At 73.1% G+C, this 9070-nt stretch carries 10 protein-coding genes and 1 pseudogene; 6 read left to right on the top strand and 5 right to left on the bottom strand.

The annotated features are described in order from the left end of the window. Positions 1-631, bottom strand: a pseudogene (locus A6Q79_RS05815) (sensor histidine kinase); the annotation flags it as partial. Continuing rightward, complete coding sequence (locus A6Q79_RS05810) at positions 618-926, bottom strand: hypothetical protein (protein WP_286689169.1); 309 nt, start codon at positions 924-926, stop codon at positions 618-620. The pseudogene A6Q79_RS05815 and the gene A6Q79_RS05810, both read right to left, overlap by 14 nt. A gap of 142 nt (positions 927-1068) precedes the next feature. Between A6Q79_RS05810 and A6Q79_RS05805 the strand changes: the two genes are divergently transcribed. From A6Q79_RS05805 to A6Q79_RS05780, 6 genes are all read left to right on the top strand, one after another. Beyond that, complete coding sequence (locus tag A6Q79_RS05805; protein WP_286689168.1) at positions 1069-2025, top strand: bifunctional riboflavin kinase/FAD synthetase; 957 nt, start codon at positions 1069-1071, stop codon at positions 2023-2025. A 144-nt stretch (positions 2026-2169) separates the two neighbouring features. Next, positions 2170-2460, top strand: coding sequence for a 30S ribosomal protein S15 (gene rpsO, locus A6Q79_RS05800; RefSeq protein ID WP_067856746.1), 291 nt, complete (start codon positions 2170-2172; stop codon positions 2458-2460). A gap of 236 nt (positions 2461-2696) precedes the next feature. After that, a complete protein-coding gene (locus tag A6Q79_RS05795) occupies positions 2697-4937 on the top strand; it encodes a polyribonucleotide nucleotidyltransferase (RefSeq protein WP_286689167.1) in 2241 nt (746 codons plus the stop codon). Between the two features lie 87 nt (positions 4938-5024). Then, positions 5025-6236: a kynureninase gene (locus A6Q79_RS05790; protein ID WP_286689166.1), complete on the top strand. Its 1212-nt coding sequence runs from the start codon at positions 5025-5027 to the stop codon at positions 6234-6236. A 9-nt stretch (positions 6237-6245) separates the two neighbouring features. Further along, positions 6246-6998, top strand: a complete 753-nt coding sequence (gene dapB / locus A6Q79_RS05785) for a 4-hydroxy-tetrahydrodipicolinate reductase (RefSeq protein ID WP_286689165.1) — start codon at positions 6246-6248, stop codon at positions 6996-6998. Beyond that, a complete protein-coding gene (locus tag A6Q79_RS05780; protein WP_286689164.1) occupies positions 6995-7612 on the top strand; it encodes a PaaI family thioesterase in 618 nt (205 codons plus the stop codon). The genes dapB and A6Q79_RS05780 overlap by 4 nt, the downstream gene beginning before the upstream one ends. Here the strand turns inward: A6Q79_RS05780 and A6Q79_RS05775 are convergent. The 3 genes from A6Q79_RS05775 to A6Q79_RS05765 form a co-directional block, all read right to left on the bottom strand. Further along, entirely contained in the window at positions 7609-7917 is a 309-nt protein-coding gene (locus A6Q79_RS05775; RefSeq protein ID WP_286689163.1) for an AzlD domain-containing protein, read from the bottom strand. The two genes, A6Q79_RS05780 and A6Q79_RS05775, sit on opposite strands and share 4 nt — an antisense overlap. After that, complete coding sequence (locus tag A6Q79_RS05770; RefSeq protein ID WP_286689162.1) at positions 7914-8618, bottom strand: AzlC family ABC transporter permease; 705 nt, start codon at positions 8616-8618, stop codon at positions 7914-7916. The genes A6Q79_RS05775 and A6Q79_RS05770 overlap by 4 nt, the downstream gene beginning before the upstream one ends. Further along, a partial coding sequence (locus tag A6Q79_RS05765) for a GNAT family N-acetyltransferase (RefSeq protein ID WP_317697055.1) occupies positions 8615-9070 on the bottom strand: 456 nt, incomplete at its 5' end. The genes A6Q79_RS05770 and A6Q79_RS05765, both read right to left, overlap by 4 nt.

The following is a 9070-nucleotide window of genomic DNA, read 5'->3' as shown; positions in this document are numbered from 1 at the left end:
GTACGGGGGAGAGCAGCCGCCCGGCCAGCCACGACGCGACGGCGGAGATGAGGATGACGGAGAGCGCGCTGAGCAGCGCGTACGTGACCATCAGCTCGCGGAGCTGGGCGCGCGAGCCGTCCACGTCGTGGGTGACGACGAACGCAGCCCGCTCGTCGCCCTGCTGCACGGGCTGCACCGCGACCCGGAAGGTCCGGCCGTCGACGTCGAGGTCGGCGACGCCGCCGCGACGCGTGAGGCGCTCCACCAGGGCGGGGAACCGCGGCGACGTCCGCAGCACGCGCTGGGCCTCGCCCACGAACGTCGGGGTGCCCGACACGGGGAACTGCCACAGGTTCTCGTCCGCGTCGGGGACGTTGCGCGACAGGAAGAACGTGATCAGGCGGTCGGGGCTGGTGAACGGCCGGCCCGTCTCGGGGTCGACGCCCTCCGCCTGGAGCCGTCGCAGCTCGCCGACCTCCTGGCCGAGGCTCGCGTCGATCGCCCGGTCGATGCGCTGGGACTCCAGGACGAACAGCGTCGCCCCGACCGCGACGAGCGCCGCCGCCGTCAGCAGGGCGACGGCGGCGGTCAGACGCTGGCGGACGGAGAAGCGTGGTGGACCGTCCGCGCGCGGGTCAGTCGTCGTCATCGTCGTCCCGGTCGTCGTCGCCAACGTCGATGGGTCGCGGCGTCTGCGGGACGCGCTCGTAGTCGTCGTCATCGTCGTCGTCCGGGTCGTCGTCGCGGTCGTCGTCCCGGTCGTCCGACGGGGAGGGGGTCGGCGAGAGCGTGGGCCGGGGCGTCTCGGTCGACGTCGGCACGGTCACCGGGGCGTAGTCGACCGGCGGCGCGTCCTCCTGTGCCACCACCCGCGCCGCGACGACGCCGAGCAGCACGAGGCCGACGGCCACGACGATCGGCACGAGGTAGCGGGTTCGCGTCATGGCGACACTGTGCCGCACGCTCGCGCACGCCACGATGAGACGTCGATGAGAGAACTCTCATCCGCCGGGTCGTCGCACCGACCGGCGCAGGCGGTGCACCCGGTCGCAGGGCAGTGCTGCCGGGGTGTGGCACAGTTCAGGGGTGGGCACCTGGACAGACCGCGGCGGCGCCTCGACGGCCCCGCTGGGCACCGCGACGGCGGTCACCATCGGCACCTTCGACGGGGTCCACCGCGGCCACCAGGCCCTGCTGCGACGCACCCGCGAGGTCGCGGAGGGCCTGCCCGTCGTCGCCGTCACGTTCGACCCGCACCCGGTGGCGGTCTTCGCGCCCGATCGCGTCCCGTCGAGGCTGACGTCGCTGCAGCGCCGGATCGAGCTGCTGCACGAGCCCGCGCCCGGCGTGCGGGGCGCCGACCACGTGCGCGTGCTCGACTTCGACCGCACGATGGCGGGCTGGTCGCCCGAGGAGTTCGTGGAGCGCGTCGTCGTCGAGGAGCTGCAGGCGCGTCACGTCGTCGTCGGCGAGAACTTCACGTTCGGGTCGCGGGCGTCGGGCACGACCGAGACGCTCCGCGAGCTCTGCGCACGGCACGACTGCGACGCCAGCGCCTTCACGCTCGTCGGCGACGGCCACGGCGCCGACGGCCAGCCGTGGTCGTCCACGCGGGTCCGCGCCCTCGTGGCCGAGGCCCGGCTGGAGGAGGCGGCCGAGCTGCTCGGGCGTCCGCACGAGGTCGACGGTGTCGTCACCCCCGGTGACCAGCGCGGTCGCGACCTCGGGTTCCCCACCGCGAACGTCCCCGTGCAGGCCGACTACTGCGTGCCGCCCGACGGCGTCTACGCCGGGCGGCTGCTCACCGGCGACGCCGACTACCCCGCGGCGATCTCCGTGGGCACGAACCCCACCTTCGCGGGGACCGAGCGTCGCGTGGAGTCCTACGTCATGGACCACGGCCACGACCTCGACCTCTACGGCCGCTCCGTGCGGGTGCAGCTCGTCTCGCACCTGCGCCCGATGGTCGCGTACCGAGGCGTCGACGCGCTCGTGGAGCAGATGCACGCCGACGTCGAGCAGGCGCGCGCGGCGCTCGCCTGACGTCGCCCGGTCCGCGACGGCGAGGCGATTCGTCGGAACGACCGGCGCGCTGATAACCTGGACGACGGCGTGCGAACGCCCACGGTCCGTAGAGCCCCGGTGGACATGCCCGGGAGCGCCGTGCAACGACCTCCCAGGAGAAGAATGTCGAAGAAGACCGCTGCGCCCACCGTCGCCGGTACCCCGCGTGACGAGATCATCAGCCAGTACGCCCGCAGCGAGGGCGACACCGGCTCCCCGGAGGTCCAGGTCGCGCTGCTCACGCAGCGCATCTCGCACCTGACGGACCACCTCAAGGAGCACAAGCACGACCACCACAGCCGTCGTGGCCTGCTGCTGCTCGTCGGTCGCCGTCGTCGTCTGCTGAACTACCTGCAGAACACCGACATCGAGCGCTACCGCTCGCTGATCGAGCGTCTCGGTCTGCGTCGCTGACCTCGTTCAGGCGGTCACCCTCCGGGTGGCCGCCTGAACTGCATCAGGGGCCCTGCGCCCCGACAACTGAACACGACACATCCACGGACGAGAGCCGCCACGTCGGGTCCGGTCCTCGGTAGTGGCCCTCGGGACGGCGTACGCCGGGCCGCGGGCCTCGATCGAAGACCGACCACCATCACGGCAGGTCCGGGTCTCGTCCCACCGCGCGACACGCGTCGCGAGAAGGGACTCCCATGTCCGACACCATCCACGCCATCGAGACCGTCATCGACAACGGTCGCTACGGCACCCGCACCATCCGCTTCGAGACGGGCCAGCTCGCCCGCCAGGCCGCCGGCTCCGTGTCCGCGTTCCTCGACGACGACACGATGCTGCTCTCGGCCACCACCGCCGGCAAGCAGCCCAAGGACCACTTCGACTTCTTCCCGCTGACGGTCGACGTCGAGGAGCGCATGTACGCCGCGGGTCGCATCCCCGGCTCGTTCTTCCGTCGCGAGGGCCGCCCGGGCGAGGACGCCATCCTCACCTGTCGCCTCATCGACCGTCCGCTGCGCCCGACCTTCAAGAAGGGCCTGCGCAACGAGGTCCAGGTCGTCATCACGGTCCTGGCCCTCAACCCCGACACCCCGTACGACGTCCTCGCCATCAACGCCGCCTCGGCGTCGACGCAGATCTCCGGCCTGCCGTTCTCCGGCCCCATCGGTGCCACGCGCGTCGCGCTCATCGACGGCCAGTGGGTCGCGTTCCCGACGCACAGCCAGCTCGAGGACGCCGTGTTCGACATGGTCGTCGCGGGCCGCATCGCCACGCAGGCCGACGGCTCGACCGACGTCGCGATCATGATGGTCGAGGCGGAGTCCACCGAGTCCACCTGGGACCTCGTGCAGTCCGGTGTCCAGGCGCCGACCGAGGAGGTCGTCGCCGGCGGCCTCGAGGCGTCGAAGACCTTCATCCGTCAGCTCTGCGAGGCCCAGCAGCAGCTCGCCGAGGCCGCCGCGAAGCCCGTCCAGGACTTCCCGGTCTTCCTCGACTTCCAGGACGACGTCTACGACGCCGTCGCCGGGGTCGCGTCCGGCCCGCTGTCCGAGGCCCTCACGATCGTCTCCAAGGCCGACCGCGAGGAGCGCGAGAGCGCGATCAAGGCCGACGTGCTCGACCAGCTCGGCGAGCAGTTCGCGGGCCGCGAGAAGGAGGTCGGCGCCGCGCTGCGCGCCGTTACCAAGAGCCTCGTGCGCCAGCGCGTGCTGCGTGACAAGGTGCGCATCGACGGCCGTGGCCTCGCCGACATCCGCGAGCTGTCGGCCGAGGTCGGCGTGGTGCCGCGCGTGCACGGCTCGGCCCTGTTCCAGCGTGGCGAGACCCAGATCCTGGGCATCACGACGCTGAACATGCTCGACCTGGTCCAGAAGCTCGACACGCTGAGCCCCGAGACCACGCGTCGCTACATGCACAACTACAACTTCCCGCCGTTCTCGACGGGCGAGACGGGCCGCGTCGGCTCGCCGAAGCGTCGCGAGATCGGTCACGGCGCGCTCGCCGGCCGTGCGCTGCTGCCGGTGCTCCCGACCACCGAGGAGTTCCCGTACGCGATCCGCCAGGTCTCGGAGGCGCTGAGCTCCAACGGCTCGACGTCGATGGGCTCGGTCTGCGCCTCGACGCTCGGCCTGCTGAACGCCGGTGTGCCGCTGCGCGCCCCGGTCGCCGGCATCGCGATGGGCCTCATCTCCGGCGAGGTCGACGGCACCACCCAGTACGTCACCCTCACCGACATCCTCGGTGCGGAGGACGCCTACGGCGACATGGACTTCAAGGTCGCGGGCACGCCGGACTTCATCACGGCCCTGCAGCTGGACACCAAGCTCGACGGCATCCCCGCCGACGTCCTGGCCGGTGCCCTCACGCAGGCCAAGGGTGCGCGTCTGACGATCCTCGACGTCATGTCCGAGGCCATCGACACGCCTGACGAGATGAGCCAGTTCGCGCCGCGGATCATCACGGTGAAGGTCCCGGTCGACAAGATCGGCGAGGTCATCGGTCCCAAGGGCAAGATGATCAACCAGATCCAGGCCGACACCGGCGCCAAGATCTCGATCGAGGACGACGGCACGGTGTACATCGCGGGCGAGGGTGGCGGCTCGGCCGACGCTGCACGCGACGCGATCAACGCGATCGCGAACCCGACGATGCCCGAGGTCGGCGAGCGCTACCTCGGCACCGTGGTTAAGACGGTCGACTTCGGCGCCTTCGTGGCCCTGTCGCCAGGCAAGGACGGCCTGCTGCACATCAGCAAGCTGCGCGACCTCAACGGCGGCCAGCGGGTCAGCAGCGTCGACGACGTGCTGACGGTCGGCCAGAAGGTCCAGGTCGAGATCGCCGAGCTCGGCGACCGCGGCAAGATCTCGCTGATCCCGGTCGTGGCCGACGCGGCCGCCGAGGAGGCCCCCGAGGCCTCTGAGGCCGGCGCCGACGCCTGATCCACGCACGGTCGACGAGGCCCTCGCCCCTCGGGGTGGGGGCCTCGTCGCGTCCGGGGTCCGGGCGCACGTGAGACGATCCCGAGGGTGAGCGACTTCCGTGAACGTGCCGCGGCCCTCGACGCCGCCGACCCGCTCGCCGCCTGGCGGCAGCAGTTCCAGCTCGACGCCGACGTGGTCGCCTATCTCGACGGCAACTCGCTCGGACGTCTGCCGCTGCGCACTCGTGAGCGGCTCGCGACGTTCGTGCGCGAGGAGTGGGGCGCCCGCCTGATCCGCGGCTGGTCCGAGGGGTGGGTCGAGCTGCCGGTCGTCGTCGGCGACGAGGTCGGGGCGCTCCTCGGCGCCGCCCCGGGCCAGACGGTGGTCGGCGACTCGACGTCGATCGGTATCGCGAAGGCGCTGCACGCCGCAGCCTCGCTGGCCCCCGGACGCACCCGGCTCGTCGTCGACGCGGGCGACTTCCCGACCGACCGCTACCTCGCCGAGCAGGTCGCCCGCCAGCGCGGGCTCGAGCTCGTCGTCGTGCACCGGGACGCGGAGGGCGACGTCGCCGCGTCGCTGGCCGACGTGCTCGACGAGCGCACGGCCGTCGTGCTGCTGAGCCACGTCGACTACCGCACGGGCGTGCTGCTCGACCTCCTGTCCCTCACGGCGCAGGTGCATGCCGCCGGCGCGCTCGTGGTGTGGGACCTCTGCCACTCGGCCGGCGTCGTCCCGACGTCGCTCGACGCCGCCGAGGTCGACCTCGCCGTCGGCTGCACCTACAAGTACCTCAACGGCGGCCCCGGAGCGCCGGCGTTCCTGTACGCCGCGGCGCGACACCTGCCGCACCTCGAGCAGCCGCTGCCCGGCTGGTGGAGCGCCGACGACCTGTTCGCGATGGCCGAGGAGTACCGCCCGGCCACCGACGCGCGCCGGCTGCTCTCCGGGACCCCCAACGTGGCGGGGCTCGTCGCCGTCCGCGAGGGCGTGGCGATGGTCGCCGAGGCCGGGGTCGAGGCCGCGCGGACCAAGTCCGAGCTGCTCACCGCCTTCACGGTCGACGCCCTCGACGCGCTGGGCGAGCGCGGGATCGCGCTGCAGCTGGTCACGCCGCGCGAGCCCGACCGGCGGGGGAGCCACGTCACCGTCCGGGTGCCCGACGCACGGGCACTCACGGCGCGGCTCACCGAGCGTGGCGTCGTCCCCGACTTCCGCGAGCCCGACCTCCTGCGGCTGGGCCTCGCGCCGCTCACGACCTCCTTCGCCGAGCTGCACGCCGGGCTCTCGGTGCTGGCCGAGGAGCTCGCTCACTAGGCTGGGCGCATGACGACTCGCGTAGCCGTGCTGGGCGCCCAGGGGCGCATGGGATCGACGTCGGTGACGGCGCTGGAGGCGGCCGAGGGGCTCGAGGTCGTCGCCCAGGTCGACGTGGGCGACCCGCTGGAGCGGGTCACGGAGCACGAGGCCGACGTCGCGCTCGTCTTCACGACGCCCGACGTCGCGCTCGAGCAGGTGCTGTGGTGCGTGGAGCAGGGGGTGCACGTCGTCGTCGGCACCTCCGGCTTCGACGGCGACCGGCTGCGCGCGGTCAGCGACGCGGTCGAGCAGCGCACCGACGTGAGCGTGCTCGTCGTCCCGAACTTCTCCATCGGCGCCGTGCTCCTCATGCGCTTCGCGGCGACCGCCGCACCCTTCTTCGAGTCGGTCGAGATCATCGAGATGCACCATCCGGCGAAGGTCGACGCCCCGTCGGGCACGGCCGTGCGCACCGCCGAGCTCGTGGCCGCGGCCCGTGCCGAGGCCGGCTCGGACCCGGTGCCCGACGCGACGACCACCGACCCCAACGGCGCACGCGGCGCGAAGGTCGACGGCATCACCGTGCACGCCGTGCGCTCGCGCGGCTTCGTCGCGTCGCAGGAGGTGCTGCTCGGCGGTGAGGGGGAGGTCCTCTCCCTGAGGCACGACTCCTCGACCCGAGAGTCCTTCATGCCGGGCGTGGTCACGGCCGTGCGGCACGTGGCGGACCGGCCGGGCGTCACGGTGGGGCTCGACGTGGTGCTCGGGCTCGACGCGTGAGCTGGGAGTCGATCTTCAGCGCCGGGCTCACCGACGACGAGGCGCGAGCCTGGGGGGCGATGGCGTCGGAGCTGCGTGCCTTCCAGGACGCCCTGGCGGCCGCCCGGTTCGACGCCGACGTGGCCTCGCGGCTGGCCGACGACCTGCGGGCGTGGCGTGAGCGGCTCGCCCCGCTCGGCGGCGAGGAGCTCGAGCAGGTCAACGGACGCGTCCCGCAGCTTCCCGTCCGCGGGCACGCGATGCTTCCCGAGATCCGGATGCACACGCGCGACGCCTCGCGGGTGGCCGGGGACGTGACCTTCGGACGCTGGTCGATGGGCGGCGGCATGGCCGTGCACGGCGGTGTCGTCTCCCTGGTCTTCGACGAGGTGCTCGGCATGCTCGCCGCCGCGCAGGCCCAGGCCATCACGCGCACGGCGTTCCTGCGCACCGACTACCGCGCCCTCACCCCGATCGACGTCGAGCTCGAGGTCGAGGCCTGGATCGAGCGCGTCGAGGGTCGCAAGATCACCGTCCGAGGGGAGATCCGGCACGGCGACGTCGTCTGTGCCGAGGGCGACGCCCTGTTTCTGCGGCTGCGTCCCGAGCAGGGGCTCGGCACGCGGACGACCTAGCCGACCGCACGGAGCAGTGCCGCCGTGAGGGCCGCCGCGACGACCATCGGCAGGAACGGCACCCGCAGCGCCAGCAGGACGGCAGCCACGCCGAGGCCCGCCAGCCGCGCGTCGACGGTGAGTCGCTGACCGTCGGCGAGGACCTGCACGGCGACCAGCGCGCCCAGCAGCGCCACCGGGATGAGCGCGACCGCGCGCTGCGTCGTCGGGTGCTCGAGCACGCGATCGGGCACGGACAGTCCCGCGAGCTTCAGCGCGTAGCAGCCGGCGCACGTGAGCACGATGCCGATCCAGAGGGCGCTCACGTCGGCGCCCCGTCTCGGGCGCGACCGAGGAGCAGCCCGGCCGCCACCGCCAAGGCCCCACCGGCGATGATCGGCAGCCCGGCGGGGGTGAACGGCACCAGGCCGGCCGCCACGGCGGCGCCGCAGAGCGCGACGAGGCGGGGGAGCGGTCCGCCCAGACGCGGCCACAGCAGACCCAGGAACGCGGCGCCGACCGCGGCGTCGAGGCCGTAGGCGCGGGGGTCGCCGATCGCCGTCCCGGCCAGCGCGCCCAGCAGGGTCGACAGGTTCCAGAGCACCAGCACGGACATGCCCGTCCACCAGAACCCCAGCCGCCCGAGGGCCGGGTGGCGCTGGGCCAGGGCGACGGCGGTCGACTCGTCGATCACGAGGTGCGCACCGAGCAGGCGCCGCACACCGTGCAATCGCAGCACCGACGCGATGCTCAGGCCGTAGAACAGGTTGCGCGAGCCGAGCAGGACCGACGTCACGGCGCCGGTGACCGGTACTCCTCCGGCCGCGACCACGCCGACGAACGCGAACTGCGACGCACCCGTGAACGCGAGCAGGGAGAGCACGCAGGTCTGCAGGACGTCGAGCCCCGAGGTGGTGCCGAGCGCACCGAAGGAGACGCCGTACGCGCCGGTCGCCGCACCGACCCCCAGGGAGTCCACGACCACGCGACGTCGGGCCGCGCGGTCCGGACCGGCTGCGTCACTCATGCCTCGACGAGCGACGTGACGAGCCGGACCTGCTTGACCGTCCGCCCGCCGGCCTCGTCGGCGAGCTCGCGGTGCGCCCCGTCGGCCGTCCAGCCGGTGCCGACGACGAAGGCGCGCAGCCGGTCGTCGGTGGTCGGCACCCACCAGCGCGCGCGGACGAAGTGGTCGGCGCGCAGCGTGTCCACGGCGGCCTGGAGCAGGCGCGAGCCGTGTCCCGCGCCGCGGTGCTGGGGATCGACGAGCAGCTCGCCGACCTCGCCGTCGGCCACCCGGTCGGCGTCGGGGTCGTGGCACGGGTGCACGAAGGCCACGCCGCGCACCGTGGCCTGCTCGAGTGCCACGAGCACGCGGGCCCTCGCGTCAGGTGGGGAGCCCAGCAGGCGTGCCCACGCCGGTGCCAGGTCGACGTCGGGGACCTCGCCGAGGGCAGCGCCCCACGCGGAGCGCTGCAC

The sequence above is a fragment of the Aeromicrobium sp. REDSEA-S32_B7 genome (assembly GCF_001626145.1).
Classification (GTDB): domain Bacteria; phylum Actinomycetota; class Actinomycetes; order Propionibacteriales; family Nocardioidaceae; genus Aeromicrobium; species Aeromicrobium erythreum.
The sequence above is the reverse complement of the archived record's forward strand: the minus strand, read 5'-3'. Positions and strand labels throughout refer to the sequence as shown.

Bases quoted from the DNA above. Each gene is read 5' to 3' on its own strand.
- A6Q79_RS05810 (WP_286689169.1), bottom strand. From the start codon at position 926: ATGACGCGAACCCGCTACCTCGTGCCGATCGTCGTGGCCGTCGGCCTC.
- rpsO (WP_067856746.1), top strand. From the start codon at position 2,170: ATGTCGAAGAAGACCGCTGCGCCCACCGTCGCCGGTACCCCGCGTGAC.
- A6Q79_RS05795 (WP_286689167.1), top strand. From the start codon at position 2,697: ATGTCCGACACCATCCACGCCATCGAGACCGTCATCGACAACGGTCGC.
- dapB (WP_286689165.1), top strand. From the start codon at position 6,246: ATGACGACTCGCGTAGCCGTGCTGGGCGCCCAGGGGCGCATGGGATCG.
- A6Q79_RS05770 (WP_286689162.1), bottom strand. From the start codon at position 8,618: ATGAGTGACGCAGCCGGTCCGGACCGCGCGGCCCGACGTCGCGTGGTC.